General features: G+C 72.8%; 14 protein-coding genes. 1 reads left to right on the top strand and 13 read right to left on the bottom strand.

Going from position 1 to position 18,305, the window contains the following annotated elements; genetic code table 11:
- Nucleotides 1–4: 4 nt before the first annotated feature.
- The 6 genes from tgmA to ACP4J0_RS30525 form a co-directional block, all read right to left on the bottom strand.
- The gene (gene tgmA / locus ACP4J0_RS30500) at nucleotides 5–265 is read right to left on the bottom strand and encodes a putative ATP-grasp-modified RiPP (protein WP_426601951.1); all 261 of its coding nucleotides are present in this window, start codon (nucleotides 263–265) and stop codon (nucleotides 5–7) included.
- Nucleotides 266–690: 425 nt separating this feature from the next.
- Complete coding sequence (locus ACP4J0_RS30505) at nucleotides 691–1,224, bottom strand: ATP-binding protein (RefSeq protein WP_426601952.1); 534 nt, start codon at nucleotides 1,222–1,224, stop codon at nucleotides 691–693.
- Between the two features lie 115 nt (nucleotides 1,225–1,339).
- Complete coding sequence (locus ACP4J0_RS30510; RefSeq protein WP_426601953.1) at nucleotides 1,340–2,536, bottom strand: helix-turn-helix domain-containing protein; 1,197 nt, start codon at nucleotides 2,534–2,536, stop codon at nucleotides 1,340–1,342.
- Between the two features lie 288 nt (nucleotides 2,537–2,824).
- Nucleotides 2,825–3,760: an ADP-ribosylglycohydrolase family protein gene (locus ACP4J0_RS30515; protein ID WP_426601954.1), complete on the bottom strand. Its 936-nt coding sequence runs from the start codon at nucleotides 3,758–3,760 to the stop codon at nucleotides 2,825–2,827.
- 12 nt (nucleotides 3,761–3,772) lie between these two features.
- The gene (gene galE, locus ACP4J0_RS30520; RefSeq protein ID WP_426601955.1) at nucleotides 3,773–4,753 is read right to left on the bottom strand and encodes a UDP-glucose 4-epimerase GalE; all 981 of its coding nucleotides are present in this window, start codon (nucleotides 4,751–4,753) and stop codon (nucleotides 3,773–3,775) included.
- A gap of 74 nt (nucleotides 4,754–4,827) precedes the next feature.
- Nucleotides 4,828–5,298: a MarR family winged helix-turn-helix transcriptional regulator gene (locus ACP4J0_RS30525; protein WP_426601956.1), complete on the bottom strand. Its 471-nt coding sequence runs from the start codon at nucleotides 5,296–5,298 to the stop codon at nucleotides 4,828–4,830.
- A gap of 132 nt (nucleotides 5,299–5,430) precedes the next feature.
- Between ACP4J0_RS30525 and ACP4J0_RS30530 the strand changes: the two genes are divergently transcribed.
- On the top strand, nucleotides 5,431–5,844 hold the full coding sequence (locus ACP4J0_RS30530) for an organic hydroperoxide resistance protein (RefSeq protein WP_426601957.1): 414 nt from the start codon (nucleotides 5,431–5,433) through the stop codon (nucleotides 5,842–5,844).
- On the opposite strand, the gene ACP4J0_RS30535 is transcribed toward ACP4J0_RS30530, so the two are convergent.
- From ACP4J0_RS30535 to ACP4J0_RS30565, 7 genes are all read right to left on the bottom strand, one after another.
- A complete protein-coding gene (locus ACP4J0_RS30535; RefSeq protein ID WP_426601958.1) occupies nucleotides 5,845–7,407 on the bottom strand; it encodes a hypothetical protein in 1,563 nt (520 codons plus the stop codon).
- A 152-nt stretch (nucleotides 7,408–7,559) separates the two neighbouring features.
- The gene (locus ACP4J0_RS30540; protein ID WP_426601959.1) at nucleotides 7,560–8,837 is read right to left on the bottom strand and encodes a hypothetical protein; all 1,278 of its coding nucleotides are present in this window, start codon (nucleotides 8,835–8,837) and stop codon (nucleotides 7,560–7,562) included.
- The gene (locus tag ACP4J0_RS30545) at nucleotides 8,834–11,077 is read right to left on the bottom strand and encodes a bifunctional glycosyltransferase/CDP-glycerol:glycerophosphate glycerophosphotransferase (RefSeq protein WP_426601960.1); all 2,244 of its coding nucleotides are present in this window, start codon (nucleotides 11,075–11,077) and stop codon (nucleotides 8,834–8,836) included. The genes ACP4J0_RS30540 and ACP4J0_RS30545 overlap by 4 nt, the downstream gene beginning before the upstream one ends.
- A gap of 7 nt (nucleotides 11,078–11,084) precedes the next feature.
- Nucleotides 11,085–13,292, bottom strand: coding sequence for a bifunctional glycosyltransferase/CDP-glycerol:glycerophosphate glycerophosphotransferase (locus ACP4J0_RS30550; protein WP_426601961.1), 2,208 nt, complete (start codon nucleotides 13,290–13,292; stop codon nucleotides 11,085–11,087).
- Nucleotides 13,293–13,455: 163 nt separating this feature from the next.
- Nucleotides 13,456–15,753, bottom strand: coding sequence for a bifunctional glycosyltransferase/CDP-glycerol:glycerophosphate glycerophosphotransferase (locus tag ACP4J0_RS30555; protein ID WP_426601962.1), 2,298 nt, complete (start codon nucleotides 15,751–15,753; stop codon nucleotides 13,456–13,458).
- Between the two features lie 184 nt (nucleotides 15,754–15,937).
- A complete protein-coding gene (locus ACP4J0_RS30560) occupies nucleotides 15,938–16,855 on the bottom strand; it encodes a carbohydrate ABC transporter permease (protein ID WP_426601963.1) in 918 nt (305 codons plus the stop codon).
- Nucleotides 16,856–16,946: 91 nt separating this feature from the next.
- Nucleotides 16,947–18,302 carry a carbohydrate ABC transporter permease gene (locus tag ACP4J0_RS30565; protein WP_426601964.1) on the bottom strand — a complete coding sequence of 452 codons (1,356 nt, stop codon included), beginning with the start codon at nucleotides 18,300–18,302 and terminating at the stop codon, nucleotides 16,947–16,949.
- Between the last annotated feature and the right edge of the window lie 3 nt (nucleotides 18,303–18,305).

An 18,305-nucleotide genomic window follows, 5' to 3' on the forward strand; every position in this document is an offset into this window, starting at 1 on the left:
TTCATCAGTCCTGCTGGCTGTCCTGGTCGTGGCCCTGGTCGTTCGCCGAGTCCGAGTTCGTGGTCGTGGAGGTCTCGGTGCCGGAGCTGGTGCCGTGCTTGCCCATCTCGACCACATGTCCACAGCGGTCGCGGAAGACCCCGAGCTGCGTGGCCGGGTCGATGACGACTGTGGCGTGCGGGCGGCGGACGGTGGTCGGGTACGGCGTCAGACGGCCGGTTCCCCATGGGCGAACGGGAGTGAGTTGCGCAGCAGCGGTCGTCACAATGACTCCTGGGGTGGGTTGTGTGTGAGGTGAGTGGCACAGCTCGGCCAGGCAGGTGCCGAGCTGCTGGTTCGGGCGGAGCTTCGAGACGTGCGACGCTCCGCCCCTCGGACGGTGACTAGCCGACCGATCTCAGATTGCGGAGCAGTTGTCGCAGGTCGACGACTTGGAACGTTCCGAGGCGACGGAGCACCTGCGACGCGAGGAAGGTCGACAGACTCCGTCCGGTGCCTCTTCCTCGCCTTTCCGCTGCGTGATGAAGGGGACCAGGCCGTATTCGGACGAGGTGTGGAGGGACGGATGCTTCTCTCTCGTCCTCCGAACGGGCTGTACGGGAGCAGCGGTACGATCACGCTGGCTCCTTCATGCATTGACGAAGGTCCAGGGCAGGGCGAACCGGGTCCGGAGCAGGGTGGCCACAGTGGTCACGACTGCTCCTCGGTGGACACGGGGAGGCGGCACCAGGTCTCCGCGCCGGCGTCGCTGGTCCCCCACTCGCCGCCGCTTTCCCTCGCCAGAGCGTCGACGAGAACCAGGCCACGCCCGGACACGTCGGTGTTGTGGTTCACGGCTTTCGGTGTGGCCTGTCCGGGTACGCCGTCGTGCACTGCGATGCGCAGTGAGTCGTTGGCGGTAGTGACGGTCAGCCTGATCTCCGAGGCACCGCTGTGCAGTAGTGCGTTGGTCAGCAGCTCCGAGACGATGACCACGACGTCGTTCGTCATGGCCTGGAGCCCGCAGTACCTCAGCCGGGCGGCGGCGATTCGGCGCATGGCACCCACCCGGCACGCGTCCTCACGACGGGGTGGTTCGGCACCGCGACGGGGGGCCACCTCGAATCGCTCGTTCATCACCTCCTCGCCCGGGCGGTAGTTCGTGATGAATCGCTGCTTGGGGGTGGCGTCCACAAGAGCGCGTCGGCAGGTGCGCTCCTGGGTCACCCCAGGTGTCGTCGTCATGGTCGGCTCCATGTCGAAGTGGGCAGTGACGACATAGTGCTGACACAACTAGGCTCCAACTATCACAAGTTGGTGATAGTCGGGGCCAAAGGCTGACGGTAAGTTGTGAGACTGCTCAGTGTGACGTCGGAGATCCGAGCCAAGCACCGTACGAGAGGAAGCTCTCGGGGAGCCGACGGTGAGCGGCTTCCAGGCCTGCGTAGGTCTCTCGCACAGTCGGGTGGTACTTGGCCTGTTGCGGAGCCGTTTTCCTGGCCATGAGCAGACTCTTGAACGATGCGTCGAGCTTGCCCGTCCACATCTGGGCGCGGGCGACTTCGGCGAAGTGGTGGCTGGTCCGAGACTTGGGCCAGTCGCCAGGGATGGACAGACCATCCGTTGCCTCGACGGCTTCGCCGTACTTGTCCAGTTCGGTCAGGACCGAGACGCGGTGGACCTTCACGTTCGTCGGTCCGAAGGCGAGCCAGTGCACCTGCACCGACTCTCCCGTCCCGGCGGCGATGCGTTCGGCTTCGCCCAGGTGCTCGAGAGCCTGGTGCTCGTTGTGCGCCCGGCCGGCCATGACCGCCGCGCCGAGGTGCAACTGCCCCGTGACGACCTGCCGCGCCCGGGACTCCTCCGCCTGCCGCAGCGTGGACAGGCCCAGTGACACGAGCCGTTGACCAGTGCGGTACTTGCCCTCTCGCAAGTAGGTGAGGGCGCGAAGGTACTGGTACATGCCGCCGAGGACACCATCGGACCCGCGCTGCGCGGCCCAGTCCACGCGGGTCAGGGACAGCTGCGCCAGGTCTGGAAAGCCCAGTTTAGCGGCGACGTCGTATGCCGTCCGGTAGAAGGAGGCGAGGGTGAGCCAGCCCTCTGTGGTGCCGTTGGCGTGAGCCGCGGTCGTTGCCTCCTCGATGAGCCCGGCAACGTCGCTCGCGGCCCGCTTGATCTCACCGGCGCGGACGGCGGCGCACAGCGCCTCCGCATCGTCCAGCAACTCCTCGGGACGACGGGGGCGAATGTCCGGATCGGGGCCGAGGTCGTAGACGTCCAGGGCTTCCCGGATCGGCCTTATCAGGACGTCGAGTTCGTCCGCACGCAGCTCACTCACGTAGGGCTGGCCCATGATCGTCGAGACTTCTACCCGCATGGCTCGCGCGCACGCGGCGACGATGTGCGGAGTGGCGGGCAGGACTCCCTGTTCCGTCTTCGTCAGGGTGCTGTAGGGGACCCCTGCGAGGTCGGAAAGGGCTCTCTGGGTGAGGTGGCGCTCCCGGCGAAGGCGTGCGATTCGGACGCCGGTGTGGTCTTGAGGCAGAGCGTGCATACTGGCTCCTGTTCTGCTTCGACACCAGAACAGTACCCGCGGTCGGCTGCGCGGGGCACCGGCGAATCCCGTCCCCCGGCAGAGTGGATCGGTCGGTGTGAGTGTCGGAGTTGGTCGTCGGCGGCTCCACTGCTCAGGACGCATCGTCGATCAGTCCGAAGCCTTCCGGGAACTCCTCCGCCGGCTGAAGCCGGGGGCTTCTCGTTACGCCGGTTTGGCGTCGAGGCGGACCAGCCCGGCCCGTAGAACGTTGGTGGCCTGCGGGTGAACGGGCCCCACTGTCATGGGTCAGCCGCCCAACCCCCGAGTGAGGGCGGCCAGTTCCGCCGTGCGCAGCACCCGTCCGCCGAACCCCGGCAGCGGTACGCGCAGGGCCTCGGTCCAGCGGGCGGGGACGGCCGCGATGCCGTGCACGGCCCCGGCCAGTGCGCCGGTGACGGCGGCCACGGTGTCGGTGTCGCCACCGAGGTCGATCGCGGCGCGCACGGCGTTCTCGTAGGAGGAGGTCGTACGCAGCGCCCAGACGGCGGAGCCGAGGCAGGGCCAGACGGCGCCGTTGAACTCGGTCGCCAGGTCGGGGTGCCAGTCGGGGGCGAGGACGGTGGCGTAGCGGGCGCGGTGGCCGGGATGAACCGCGTGCAGGGTGGCGGGCAGGGCGGCGAGCGGGTCGTCGCTTGCCAGGGCGACCCGCACCAGCTCGTGGAAGACCGCCGTGCCCTCCCACGCCGCACGGTCCCCGTGGGTGAGCGCGGCGAGGCGGCGGGCGGCGTCCATAGTGGTGTCCCGGCCCCGGGGAGCGAAGTGGACGGCGGACGGTGCGGCCCGCATCAGGGCGCCGTTGCCGGCGCCCCGCCCGTTGGTCTGGAAGTGCAGGGCGGCGGCCGTGTCCCAGGGGTCGCCGGAGCTCAGTACGGCCTCGGTCTGCAGGCCGATGTCCTTCGGGTCGGCGGCGGCCCAGCGCCGGAACCGCCCGAAGACATCCGGCAGGTCGAGACCGCCGCACTCCAGCAGGGACTCGGCGACCAGGACCGCCATTTGGGTGTCGTCCGTGGCTTCACCCGGGTCCCAGCCGCCGCCCCCGCACATCTCGCCGCCCTGCCCGGGGAGGGGAAAGCGGTCGGAGAAGGCGCCCTCCGGTCCGAACTCGAAGGGCGCGCCCAGGGCGTCCCCCACGGCCGACCCGATGACGGCCCCGAGGGCGCGTTCGGAGCGGGATGGGTTCATCGACGTGACGTCTCAGTCCCGCGCCGCCCCCGGATGCAGCCGGACCCAGCCCGCCCACGCGGACGCGATCATGTCGTCGACGTCGTACTTGGCCTTCCAGCCCAGTTCCGCGGCGGCCCGGTCGGCCGAGGCGACCACGCGGGCCGGGTCGCCGGGGCGGCGGGGAGTGACCGTCGCCGGGTGGTCGTGGCCGGTGACGGTGCTGATGCGGTCGATCATCTCGCGGACGGAGACGCCCTCGCCCCGGCCGATGTTGAGGGTGAGGGCGCGCCCGGGGGAGGCCGTCAGGGCGCGGGCCGCGGCGACGTGGGCCTCGGCCACGTCGACCACGTGGATGTAGTCGCGGACGCAGGTGCCGTCCGGCGTCGCGTAGTCGTCGCCGAAGACGCGCGGGGCGGCGCCCTCCGTCAGCTTCTCGAAGACCATCGGGACGAGGTTGTAGACGCCGGTGTCGGCGAGTTCCGGGCTCGCCGCCCCCGCCACGTTGAAGTAGCGCAGCGCCGCCGTGGACAGGCCCGTCGCCCGGCCGGTGGCACGGACCAGCCACTCACCGGCCAGCTTGGTCTCGCCGTACGGCGACATGGGCAGGCACGGCGTGTCCTCCGTCACCAGGTCGACGTCGGGCATGCCGTACACGGCCGCGGAGGAGGAGAGGACGAAGGACGGCACGCCGGCCGCGGTGACCGCCTCCAGCAGGACGCGCAGGCCCTCGACGTTCTCCCGGTAGTAGTGCAGCGGCAGGTCCACCGACTCGCCGACCTGCTTCTTCGCCGCGAGGTGTACGACGCCGGTGACGGAGTGGCCGGTGAGGGCGCGCGCGACCCGTTCGCCGTCGAGGACCGAGCCCACCACCAGGGGGACGCCGTCGGGCACGCGCTCGGCGATGCCGGTGGACAGGTCGTCGTACACGACCGCCTTCTCGCCCGCCTCGGTCATCGCCCGTACGACGTGCGCCCCGATGTAACCGGCGCCGCCGGTGATCAGCCAGGTCATGTGCGGCCGTCCCCTCGTCAGTGGTCGTCGGTAGCCATGATCCGGCATCCGGCGCCCGGTGGGCACCGTACCCGTCAGGACGGGGCGGAGGGGGGCTCCAGGACGTACGCGTCCAGGGAGGTCGTGAGCCGGTCGAGACGCGAGCGCAGTTCCTGGATCTCCGCGAGGTCCAGGCCGGTCGCCGCGGCGATCCGGCGCGGGACCTCGAGGGCCCGCTCGCGCAGCGCCACGCCCTCCGCGGTCGGCCGCACCTCCACCGACCGTTCGTCCCGCGCGCTGCGCTCCCGCCGGACCAGACCGGCCGTCTCCAGCCGCTTGAGCAGGGGCGAGAGGGTGCCGGAGTCGAGCCGCAGGTGCTCGCCGAGCTTCTTCACCGGCAGCTCCCCGTGCTCCCACAGCACCAGCATCACCAGGTACTGCGGGTAGGTGAGGCCCAGTTCCCTGAGGACCACGCGGTAGACGCCGTTGAAGGCGCGCGAGGCCGCGTTGAGGGAGAAGCAGATCTGCTGGTCGAGGCGGAGCCAGTCCGTGGCGGGCGTGGTCATGACTTCAGCGTAACCGACGGTCCTTGCCCGTCATTGAATTGTGCGCAACTGAATTGTGTGCTCTACTTGGCGTCGTCGGAACCTCTTCCCGACTCCGCAACTCCGCAACTCCTCAAGAGGGACGGTTTTCCCATGGACGCGCTCTACACCGCCGCCGCCACCGCCACCCACGGCCGCGACGGCCGCGCCGTCAGCTCCGACGGCAAGCTCGACCTCGCGCTCGCTGCCCCCGTGGAGCTGGGCGGCAACGGGCAGGGCACCAACCCCGAGCAGCTGTTCGCCGCCGGGTACGCCGCCTGTTTCGGCAGCGCCCTCGGCCTCGTCGGCCGGCAGGCGAAGGTCGACGTCAGCGACGCCGCGGTGACCGCCGAGGTCGGCATCGGCAAGCAGGGCGAGGGCTTCGCGCTCGCCGTCACCCTCCGGGTCGAGCTGCCCGAGGGCGTGGACGAGGAGACCGGCCGCAAGCTGGTCGAGCAGGCCCACCAGGTCTGCCCCTACTCCAACGCCACCCGCGGCAACATCCCGGTCGACCTCGTCATCGAGTAGTCAGCCCCGGCCCCCGACCCGCGCCAGCACCTCTCCCGTCCGCTCGCTCCACGCCACCACCACCGCCTCCTCGGGCACCGGCTGCCAGCGGGTCAGCAGCAGCCAGCGGACGTGGTGGCGGCGGACGACGGCGGCGCGCTCGGCGCGGGTCGAGCCGGGCGCGAGGTAGGCCTCGACGTCGGCCACCCGCCGCCGGCGTTCCGCCTCGTCCAGCGACGGATCCGGCCAGGCGGGCGCCGCGAGGTTCGGCCCGTACCCGGCGATGGCGTGCCCGGCGTAGTAGCCGTCGGTGATCACGACCTCGCCGGGGCCGATGTGCCGGGCCGCCCACTCGTACGTCGGCCAGTGCGGCGGCTGCTCGAAGCCGACCGGATCCAGCGCGCGCGGCACGACCGCCCCGGCGTGGACCGTGAGGAACCCCAGCAGCGCCCCCGCGGCCGCGGTCCGGCCCAGCGCCGCGCGCCACCGCCCCCACGGCCGGGGCGCCGCCAGCTCCACCGCCAGGGCGAACTGGAGCGGCACCAGCGTGAGCCCGAGGATGCGGCCGTAGGTGTAGTGGCCGCTGAACCAGCCGTACGCCACCACCGCGCAGTCCAGCGCGAACATCAGTACCAGCGGATCCAGCGGCGACCGGCGCCCGCGCAGCCACAGCGCCGGCAGCCCGAGCAGCGCCAGCCAGAACTCCCCGGGCAGGTGCAGGTACAGGATCCGGTGCATCCCGTCCACGCTGTCGTCGCCGGCCAGCGCGAACACGTCGAAGTACGGCCACGCCGCCGCCGACGCCACCGCCGCGCCGCCCGTCAGCGCCCACCGTCCGGCGACCGCCCCGCGCCACCCCCGCTGCCATCCGGTCACCAGCGCCACCGCGCCGAGCGCGGCCGCCACCGCCGTGATCGGGTGGACGAGGAGGACCAGGCCGTAGAGGAGGCCGAGCGCCGCGTACCCGGGCAGGCCGCGCAGCCCGCCCGGCCCCACGTACCGCACCTGGCGCGCGTCCCGTGCCCGCGCCCCGGTCAGCGCCCAGGCCCAGAACGTCAGCCCGATCGCGCACGCCGACGGGTAGCCGAGGTTGCCCGTCATCGACATCAGCCCGAGATAGCCGCTCCACCAGGCCCGCTCGGTACCCCACAGCAGCGTCATCGCGCCCAGCGCCAGCACCGGCGCCCACGGCCGCGGGGTCAGCACCCGTACGAAGCGGCCCAGGCCGGTCAGCAGCACCAGCAGGTTCACCGGCCCGGCGAGCCGCACCACCTCCCAGCCGCCCAGCCCGGTCAGCCGGGCGAACAGGCCCTGCGCCACCGCGTACGGCGAGTAGTAGGCGCTTCCCGCGCCGGGCAGGTCGGCCATCGGGTGGCGGGGGTCCAGGAGATCGGCCTTCAGGCGCTCCACGACGGCCGCGTGCTGGCCGGCGTCGCAGCACAACGGCACCGCCCAGTACGCCAGTGACATCAGCAGGAAGAACAGGAAGCCGACGGCCTGGTACGGGGTGGGGCGCCAGGCGCGGCCGCCGCGCAGCGCCGTCGCGCCGCGCACGGGCCGCCGGACGACGACGCCGGCACTCACGGAAGGGGTGAAAAGTGGGACATTCGGGGCATTTGCCGTATGTTCCCGTTGGAGTCGGTGAAATGACCCCGGTTCACCTCATCGAGTGACGCCCGGAGCCCGGAACCGAGTGACACCCGGAGCGCGGAACCGAGTGACGCCCGGAGCGCGGATCACCTGGGCGCGCGAGCCCGGTCGGCATGCCCCTGCGCGGGCAGCGCCACCCGGCCCCGCACCACCGGCTCCAGCAGCAGCGGCACCCCCACCACCGGCAGCAGCCACGCCAGCACGATCAGCCGCTCACCCCAGATGTTGATGTCCGGATGCCCCGCCTGGGTGAGGATCCCGGTGAACGCGGCCGCGGCCAGGAAGCCGCCGGCCGCGCCCCCGCGCCGCAGCGCACCCCACGCCCCGGCGGCCAGGGCCGCGACGAACAGCGGCTCCCGCGCCTGCCGGCGCAGCCACTCCACCCAGAAGTTGCCCTGCAGCTGCCAGAACTCCGCCCACGGCCGCTCCCGGTCGGGCCGGGCGAAGTGGTCGGTGAGCAGGTCCTGCAGGCTGTCGGTCTCGGAGGGGTAGTGCAGCAGCCGCGCCAGGGCCAGCGTGACGACGACGCCGGCCAGGCCGATCGCCGTGAGCGACAGCACCTCCCGGCCCGGCGGCCGGCCCCGCCGGTGCCGCCGCAGGGCGGTCAGCGCGCCCGCCGCCGCCAGGCACAGCCCGAGGAACAGCGCCTGCGAGTGCTTGACCGTGAACAGCGCGAGCAGCGAACCGGCGACCAGGGCGAGCCCGGCCCGCGCGCGCCCCGCCCGCAGCACCAGCGCACAGCCCCACACCGCCGCCAGGGTCAGTGCCATCAGCAGCCCCTCGGCCATCGGGCGTAGGGCCGTCGTCCCGCACGGCAGCACGTAGTACAGCGCCTGCCCGGTCAGCGCGAGCGGTACCGGCACGGACAGCGTGCGCAGCACCAGGAAGGCGAGGACGCCGCCCGCGCACGCGATGACGACGCCCGCCGCCCACAGGCCCCACGTCACCCCGAAGGCCGTGACGAACGGCACCAGGAACACCGGGTATCCGGGCCGCACCTCGAAGATCCGCATGAAGCGCTCCGGCATGAACGGCGTGGTGTGCCCGCCGGCCGTCCCGGCCGCCAGCCGCGGCTCCACCGCACGCCACTCCCGCTCCCGGCACTCGGCCATGACCGGTCCGGTGGGGTCGGGGCGGTGGAAACGGACCACGTGCACGCTCTGGTCGCGGCGGGCCGTCGACGCCTCGCTCGCGCACGCGTAGTCGATGGTGGCCGCCGCCACCTCGCGCTCGCTCCCGCCGCCGAGGCTCAGCGCGTACGACAGGTAGTTCTTGGAGTCGGGCGTGGCCCGGCCGGTGACGTTCGCGAGCTGGAGCAGGGCGAACACCGCGGCCAGGGCGAGCACCCAGGTACGCGGCCTCACGGGGAGGTCAGCACATCGCGGCCGCCCGGCACGGCGCGGGCGCCGGGGATGCCCCGGGACTCCGGGGCGGACATCGCCTCGCCCAGCATCAGCGTCCGGACCACCCGCTCGGCGGCCCGCCCGTCGTCGTACTCGCAGAACCGCGCCCGGAACGCGGACCGCAGCCGTGCCGCCTCCTCGTCCCGCCACGCACCGGAGTCCAGCAGCCACGCCAGCTCCCGGTAGGAGCGGGACACGTGGCCCGGCGCCTCGGCGGTGATGTCGAAGTAGGCGCCGCGGCTCGCCGCGTAGGCGGCCCAGTCGTCGGCGTGGATCACGATCGGCCGGTCCAGGAGGGCGTAGTCGAACATCAGGGCGGAGTAGTCGGTGATCAGCAGGTCGGAGGCGAGCATCAGGTCCTCGACGTGCGGTTCGTCGGTCGCGTCGACCAGCACGCCCCGCCGGTGCAGCTCCGAGAGGCCCATGCCGCGCGCCGGCCCGGTGGCGAGGGACGGATGGAGCCGGACCACCAGGGTGTGGCCGTCCCCGAGGTCGGCGGCGAGACGGGCCAGGTCGATCCGGTCGACGTGCCCGCCGCGCCGGTACTCACGGCGGGTCGGCGCGTACAGCACGACGGTGTGGCCGTCGGGGACGCCGAGCCGCTCGCGGACCGCGCGGCCGTCCTCCGGGGCGGCGCCCACCAGCACGTCGTTGCGCGGACTGCCGGTGCGCACCGACGTGAAGTGGCACGAATACGCCCGCTCCCACACCCGCTCCGCGTACCGGCTCGCGACCAGGCTGTAGTCCCAGCGGTCGGCCCGGCGCAGCATCTGCGGCACGTCCAGGCCGTGCCGGGCGCCGGGCCTGCCCAGCAGGTCGGCGCCCATGTACTTGAGCGGGGTGCCCTGGTGGGTGTGGATGTGGACGCTGCCCGGCCGCTTGGCCACGGCACCGGGCCAGTTGACGTTGTTGACGAAGTACGTGGCCCGCTCGGTGACCCGGCGGTAGGCCGCGCTGCCGAGGACCACGTGTTCGGTGTCCGGCGGCAGCACGGCCCGGTCCGCCGCGCACTCCTCGTCGCGCACCACCCACACCCCGCGCAGGTGCGGGGCGATCTCGCGCGCCTTGCGGTGGATCGCCGCGGGGTCGCCGAGCACACCCCGGTGGGAGAAGGCCGAGTAGACGACGAGGCCGGGGTCCAGCGGGCGGCGGGTGTGCACCGCGCCGCGTACCCGCCCCAGACCCCCGCCGACCGCCCCCTGCGCCTGCCGCGCCCGCCGCGCCAGTTCCCGGCCCGCCCTCCCGGACTGCCGCCGCAGCCGGTAGGCCGCGTACCCGAGGGCCCCGCCGTCCAGGACGCGCAGTTCGGCCGGGACCTCGGCGCCCTCCGGCCGGTACGCGCGGAACATCTCGGCGGTGCGGCGGAAGAACTCGGCCTTGTCGCCCGGGGGCAGCCGGTCCGGCTTGGACAGGATGTCCAGGCAGTGCTCGCCCATCTTGGCGTGCAGGAACGGCCGCCACCGGGCCAGCTGCGGGCGGGCGTCGAGGAACGCGAAGACCCGCTCGTACTGCGCGTGGACGTCGAAGTGCTTGCGGCTGGTGGTGGACAGGATGTTGCCCTGGCGGCGCTGCCGGTAGTTCAGGCAGATGCGGTCCAGCGTGGCGATCCGCCCGGCGCTGAACATGACCGGGAAGGTCCAGGGCGTGTCCTCGTAGTAGCCCGGCGGGAAGGTGAAGCCCTCCCGCTCCACGAAGTCGCGCCGGTAGACCTTGTTCCACACCACCATCAGCAGGTCGAGGATCCCGGGGTGCTCGGCCGCGGTGAAGGTGCCGTCGCCGGCCTCCGCCAGCACCCCGGCCAGCACGTTGCGCCGGGTGCCTCCCCACCAGTAGGTGCGCGCGTAGTCGAAGACCAGGACGTCCGGGTCGGCCGTCTCCGCGAGGCGGTCGGCCATCGCGCGCAGGGCGCCCGGGGTGAGCGTGTCGTCGCTGTCGAGGAAGAAGAGGTAGTCGCCGGTGGCGTGCGGCATCCCGGCGTTGCGGGCCCGGCCGAGGCCGGCGTTCTCCTCCAGGTGCAGCACGCGCACCCGCTCGTCGCGGGCGGCGTACTCGTCGAGGATCGCGCCCGAGCCGTCCGGCGAGCAGTCGTCGACGGCGACGACCTCGATGTCCCGGTAGGACTGGTCCAGGACCGAGTCGAGGCACTCGCGCAGGAAGCCCTGCACCTTGAAGCAGGGGATGATGACGCTGAAGCGGGGCACTGCGGAATCAGCTCCTTGCGAAGGTGGCGGCGGCGGGGGCGGGGACGCGCTCCGCGAGCGGGATCACGGGCGGCAGCGCCTCGGGCGGCTCGCCGAGCAGCACCCGGCGCACGACGCGCTCGGCGGCCCGGCCGTCGTCGAACTCGCAGAACCGCTCCCGGAACGCCGCCCGCAGCGCCGCCGGCTCCGGCCCCGCGTACGAGCCGTCGCGGAAGACGCGGGCCAGTTCCTCGGGCGTGCGCACCACCGGGCCGGGCGGCGCCGCCATCAGGTCGAAGTAGACGCCGCGGGTCTCCCGGTAGACGTCCCAGTCCTCGGCGTACACGACGATCGGCCGGTCCAGGTTGGCGTAGTCGAACATGATCGACGAGTAGTCGGTGACCAGCGCGTCGGCGGCCAGGCACACGTCCTCGGAGGAGCGGTGCGCGGTGACGTCGATGACCCGGCCGGTGCTCCGCGCACCGCCCCGGTCGTAGAAGTAGTGGGCGCGCAGCAGCACCACCACGTCCTCGCCGGCCGCCTCGCAGAACGCCTCCAGGTCCAGGCCGCCAGTGCCGAAACCGGCCTCGTAGTCCCGGTGCGTGGGCGCGTACAGCACGGCCGTCGCCCCCTCGGGGACGCCCAGCTCGCGCCGGACGCGGGCGACGTCGTCGGCGGTCGCCGTGCAGTAGACGTCGTTGCGCGGATAGCCGTATTCCAGGTGCTCGTAGGAGCCGGGGAAGGCGCGCTCCCACGTCTGGGTGGAGTGGCGGTTGGAGGACAGGTTGTAGTCCCAGCGGTCCACGCGGGCCAGCAGTCTGGCGAAGCTGCCGCTGGCCGCGGCCACCACGGGGTACGTCGACTGGTCGACGCCCATCGTCTTCAGCGGGGTGCCGTGCTGCGTCTGCAGGTGCACGCTGCCGGGCCGCTTGACGACGTCGTCGGCGAAGTTGGCGTTGTTGACCAGGTACTTGGCGCGGGCGAGCACGTCCCAGTAGCGCGGGCTGCCGATGACGGCGTGGTCGACGTCCTCGGGGACCGTGTGCGCCTGGTCCGGCTCGACCAGGAACACCGACCGCAGGTGCGGCGCGAGTTCGCGGGCCTTGGCGTGGATCGCCGCCGGGTTGCAGGCGTAGCCGCGGCCCCAGTAGGCGCAGTACACGACGAGGTGGGGGTCGAGCGGGCGGCGCAGCCGGCGGCGGTAGCGCAGGCGGGTGCGCAGTCCGTGCGGGCGCGGCAGGTGACGCAGGACGCCGGCCGCCGCCCGGTTCGCGGCGCGCAGGGCACGGAACCCGGCGTACGACCCGGACGCCAGCAGCCGGTGCTGCACGCCGAGCCGGCCGCCCGGGGGCCGGAAACCGGCGGGGCGGTGGCGCCGGTAGAGGTGGCTCGCCCGGCGGAAGAAGGCGCGGCGTCCCCGGCGCGTCAGACGCCGGGGGTGCGTGGCGGTCTTCAGGATCGCGGCGAAGAGCTCCTCGAACAGCGGACCGCGCCGCTCGGCCGACAGCCCCCGTTCGGTGGCGTGCGCGAGCGCCAGTTCGGCCTGGTCGAGGAGGTCGGCGTGGTGCTCGCCGGGCAGGTTCAGCCGGCTGCCCTGCCGCCGCACCAGATGCCGTACGACCACGGAGCGCAGCACCGCCACCCGCTCGGCGCGCGCCGCGACGAGGGCGCCGAAGCCGATGTCCGTGAAGTGCCCGTCGGGGAAGGCCAGTCGCCGCTCGGTGAGGAAGGTACGGCGGTACACCGCGCTCCACGCGGGCAGCCGCACGCCGGTGAGGTGCGGGGCGCGGCCCGGGGCGAACACCCCGTCCGGGGCCTTGGCCAGCAGCGGGGCGGCCGGATTGGTCGCCTCGCCCTCCCACCAGGGCACCCGCTCGTGTTCGACGTACAGCACGTCGACGCCGCCGGTGTCCGCCAGCCGCGCGTCCAGCGCCGCCAGCGCGCCCGGGGTGAGGACGTCGTCGCCGTCGAGGAACAGCAGGTACGCGCCGGTCGCCGCCCGCATCCCGGTGTTGCGCGCCCCGGCCAGCCCGGCCGACGGCGGCGAGTGCACGGGCGCCACCCGGGAGTCCCGCTCGGCGCGCTCCGCCACGACGTCCGCCTCGGCGCGGTCCGGGGCGTCGTGGACGGGGATCAGCTCGAAGTCGCCGAAGGACTGGGCGAGGACCGAGTCCAGCGCCTGGGACAGCCGCCCCGCGACCCCATGGGACGGGACGATGATGCTGAAGCGGGGCATGCTGCTCTTTCTCTCGTTCGCCTGGTCGCACGGGAGCCGTCCGTCCGACGGGAGCTGCCCGTCCGGCGGCCCGGCCGTCCCGTCGGCCGCCAGGTGGGCGGCCGGGTCGGAGTGGGCCGCGACGAGGTGCGGGGCATGCGGACTCCCAGAGGACAAACGGCGGTCAGAGGCTGTCGGTGACGGTGCGGAGCCCGGCGGGTTTCGGCACGGTCGCCAGCGGGGTGCGGGTGAGCGCCGCGGACGGGGCTCCTCCCGCCCGGGCGAGGCCGAGAGTGGGGGAGGAGGGCGCCGGCCGGCGTTCGGCGAGCGGCACGACGGGCGGCAGGTCCGTCTCCCCGAGCACCACCCGGCGTACGACGCGCTCCGCGGCGCGGCCGTCGTCGTACGGGCAGAACCGCTCGCGGAAGGCGGCCCTGAGCCGGTCGGACCGGGGGCCGCACCAGTGGCCTTCGGCGAAGACGTCGATCAGCTCGTCCTCGTCCCGCGCGATCGCGCCCGGCGGGAAGGAGCGCAGGTCGAAGTAGGTGCCGCGGGCCGCCTCGTACGCCTCCGGCTCGTCGGCGTGGATCACGATCGGCCGGTCCAGGCCCGCGTAGTCGAACATCAGCGCCGAGTAGTCGGTGACGAGGGCGTCCGAGGCCAGGCAGAGCGATTCCACCCGCGGATGGCCGCTGACGTCGAGGACGCGGCCCCCGGACGCGGCGAGCGGACCGCCGTGCCGGGGGTGGGCGCGGGCCAGCACCATGAAGCGGGGACCGAGACGGGTGACGACGCGCTCCAGGTCCAGGGCGACGCGCTGGGTGCGGCGGTAGTCGCGGTGGGTGGGCGCGTACAGGATCGCGACGGTGCCCTCGGGGATGCCGAGGCTCTCGCGCAGCCGCGCCACGTCCGCGGCCGTCGCCCGCTGGAGGACGTCGGTGCGGGGCTGGCCGCACTCCAGCGTGGTGTAGCCGCCGGGGTGGACGCGTTCCCAGGTCAGGGTGGAGTGGCGGTTGGCGGAGACGACGTAGTCCCAGGAGTCGACGTCGCGCAGCAGCCGGGCGAAGTCGGTGCCGGCCGCGGCGGCCGGGCGTTCCTGGAGGTCCAGGCCCATGTGCTTGAGGGGCGTTCCGGCCTGCGTCTGGATCAGGATCTGGCCCCGGCGTTTGACCAGGCCGGCGTCGAAGCCGGTGTGGTGCACCAGGTAGCGGGAGCGGGCCAGGGCCGTCCAGTAGGCGGCCGTGCCGGGGGCCAGGCGGCGCGTGCCGGGCGGGATCGTGTGGTGGTGAGCGGGGTCGGCGGCCCACGCCGTGCGCACGTGCGGCGCGAAGCTGCGGAACGCCTCCTCCAGCGCGCCCGGGTTGCAGCCGTGCCCCCGGTCCCCGTCGCCGGCGAAGACGGCGCGGTCGGCGCGCAGGGGGAGGCGGCGCTGGACGCGGTAGTGCAGGCGGAGGGCGACGGCCCGCGCGGTGCGCAGCAGCTTGGCGGTGCCCTTCACCGTCCGGTGGCGCAGGGCCGACGCCAGCCGCAGGGTCTCGTAGGTGCGGCGCAGGCCGAGCCGGAGCAGGGCGTGGCGCAGGCGCACCGGCAGCGGGGCGGGGGCGCCGGGGACCCGGTAGCGGCGGCAGTGGACGCGGGCCCGGCGCAGGAACTCGCCGCGCAGGGAGCGGGGGATGCGGTCGGGGCGGGTGAACACCGTCGTCAGGTGGTCGGCCATGCGGCGGAACAGCACCGGCCGCCAGTGCTCCAGTTCCGGGGCCGACTCCAGGAACGCGAAGACGCGGTCGTACTGCGCGAAGACGTCGAGGTGCCGTGCGCTCGGTGTGCCCAGGATGCTGCCCCGCCGGCGCTGCCGGTAGTGGACGCAGACCCGGTCCAGGGTGGCGATGGACCGGGCCGTCATCAGGACCGGGTACGTCCACGGGGTGTCCTCGTAGTAGCCGGGCGGGAAGGTGAAGCCCGCGCGCTCGGCGAACTCCCGCCGCACCGTCTTGTTCCAGGCCACCATCAGCAGCTTCAGCAGCCCCGGCCGGTCGGTGAGCCGGAACGGTGCCGGGCCCTCTTCGGTGAGGTGCGCGGCGGCCTGGTTGCGGACCGTCTCGCCCGACCAGTGCGTACGCGCGTAGTCGTAGACCAGGACGTCCGGCTCGCCGGTCTCCTTCACCCGGTCGGCGACGGCCCTGAGCGCGTCGGGGGTGAGGGTGTCGTCGCCGTCGAGGAAGACCAGGTAGTCGCCGTTCGCCCGCTCCATCCCGGCGTTGCGGGCGGCTCCCAGGCCCTGGTTCTCGGGCAGGTGCACGGCGCGTACGCGCGGGTCGCGGGCCGCGAACTCGTCGGCGATCGCGCCGCAGGCGTCGGGGGAGCAGTCGTCGACGACGATCAGTTCGAGGTCCGGATACGACTGGGACAGCACCGACTCCAGGCACGCGTGCAGATACGCCTGGACCCGGTACGCGGGGACGATGACACTGAACCTGGGCACGGGGCATCCATGGGTCGGCGGGGCCGGCGGAGTCGGCGCGGGCGTTCGGCCCGGGAACGGCCGGTGGAGTGACTTGGTTACGTTCCCTGCGGCATTCGGGGGACCCGCGCGCGGGGAGAAGCCCGGTACGCGTGAAGGGGCGGACCGGTGTCCGGTCCGCCCCTCAAGAGTGTCGCCCCGTCGGTTACTTGACGGCGCCCGCCATCACGCCGGAGACGAACTGCCGCTGGAACGCGAAGAACACGGCCAGCGGGATCACCATGGAGATGAACGCTCCCGGCGCCAGTACGTCGATGTTGTTGCCGAACTGCCGTACCTGCGTCTGCAGGGCGACCGTGATCGGCTGGCTCCCGGAGTCCGAGAAGATCAGCGCGACCAGCATGTCGTTCCACACCCACAGGAACTGGAAGATGCCGAGGCTCGCGATCGCGGGCCCGCCCAGCGGCATCACGACCCGGACGAACAGCCGCAGTTCACCCGCGCCGTCCAGCCGTGCCGCCTCCAGCAGCTCTCTCGGGATCTCCGCGAAGAAGTTCCGCAGCAGGAACACCGCGAAGGGCAGACCGAAGCCGACGTGGAACAGGATCACGCCGACGACGGACCCGAACAGGCCGATCTTGCCGAAGAGTTCGGCGATCGGGATCAGCGCGACCTGGACGGGTACGACGAGCAGCCCGACCACGGCCAGGAACCACCAGTCACGGCCCGGGAACTCCATCCACGCGAAGGCGTAGCCCGCCAGCGACCCGATGACCACGACCAGGACCGTCGCCGGGACCGTGATCATCACGGTGTTGAGGAGGGAGGAGGTGATGTCGCCGTTCCTCAGCAGTTCCTCGTAGCTCTGGAAGGTGAGCTGGGACGGCTTGGTGAAGACCTCCCACCAGCCGCTCGCCGCCATGTCCCGGGGCGTGCGCAGCGACGACAGCAGCAGGCCGATCGTGGGGACCAGCCAGAACAGGCCCACGACGATCAGGAACACCCGGACCAGCCCGCCGCTGACGCCCTCGGCGAGCCGTGAGCCCAGCGACCGTTTCGCCTTCCGGGCCGTCCCGGGCGGTGCCGGCGCCGTCTTCGTGAGGGAGCCCGCGTCCGTGGTCATCGCCGCACCTCCCGCCCGATCAGCCGTACGTCACTGCACCCACCCGGGGGGCGACCCCCGGACCCCCAGCCGTCATACGGCGGACGCGGTGTCATCGCCTGACCTCCCGCCTGAGCCGCCGTACGTTGAACCACATCACCGGGATGACCAGGAGCAGCAGGAACACCGCGATGGCACTGGCGATGCCGGGCTGGTCCGAGGCGAAGCCCTTGCGGTACAGCTCCAGGGCGAGCACGTTCGCGTCGTCCTGGGAGGAACCGGGCGCGATGATGAAGACCAGGTCGAAGACCTTCAGCACGTTGATCATCAGGGTGACGACGACGACCGCGAGGACCGGCGCCAGCAGCGGGACCGTGACCCGTCTGAAGACCTGCCACTCGTTCGCGCCGTCGACCCGGGCCGCTTCGAGGAGTTCCCGGGGCACTCCCGCCAGCCCCGCCGCGATCAGCACCATCGCGAAGCCCGCCCACATCCACACGTACGACCCGATGATGGCCGGGGTGACCAGGGACGGGCCGAGCCAGTCCAGGCCGTTGTACGGCTCCTTGAAGTTGTCGGCGGGGAGCCGGAGTTGCGCCCCGTCGGCCGCCGCGGGCAGCGTGAACGTGCCGTCGCCGGCCGCTGTCGTCTCCGCGACGACCTTGCCGTCCTTCACCGCCTCGATCTTCATCCCGGCGTAGCCCAGTTCGGCGGCGTCGACGCCGTTGAGTTTCCCGACGCCCTTGCCGCGGGTGAAGTCCTGCCAGGTGGTGCCGGTGATCCTGCCGTCCTCGGGCTCGGCGGGTACGGCCTTCTCCGCGCCGTCCGGCATCAGGTCCGGGGCGACGCCGACGAGGGGGAGGACGACCGGCTCGCCCGCGCTCACCGGCTGCCTGGTGATGAACGCGCCGCCGCCGGCCGGCTCCAGCGGCGACTCGCGGCCCGGGTGCGCCTTCGGGAACGCGGACGACTCGGCGAACGTGTCGTGCACCCCGACCCACACCGCGTTCGCGACGCCCTTGTCCGGGTCCTGGTCGTACACCAGCCGGAAGATGATCCCGGCGGCCAGCATCGAGATGGCCATCGGCATGAAGACGACCAGCTTGAACGCCGTTCCCCAGCGCACCCGTTCGGTCAGCACCGCGAAGATCAGGCCGAGCGCGGTGGCGACCGTCGGGGCGAACACCACCCAGATGACGTTGTTCTTCAGGGCGGTGCGGATGCCGTCGTCGGTGAACAGCGCCTGGTAGTTGTCGAATCCGGCGAAGGAGTCGCCGGACTGGTCGTAGAAGCTGCGGATCAGCGAGTACCCGATCGGGTAGACCACGAGCGCGCCGAGCAGCACCAGGGCGGGCAGCAGGAACAGGGCCGCCACGGTCCTGCGGGTGCCGGTCACGCTCTTGCGCGACTTGGGTGACTTGGGGGCGGCAGGGCCCCGGGAGGCTCCTGCCGCCGTGGCCGACGCCATCGC

It is taken from the genome of Streptomyces sp. WG7, from assembly GCF_049975785.1.
Classification (GTDB): domain Bacteria; phylum Actinomycetota; class Actinomycetes; order Streptomycetales; family Streptomycetaceae; genus Streptomyces.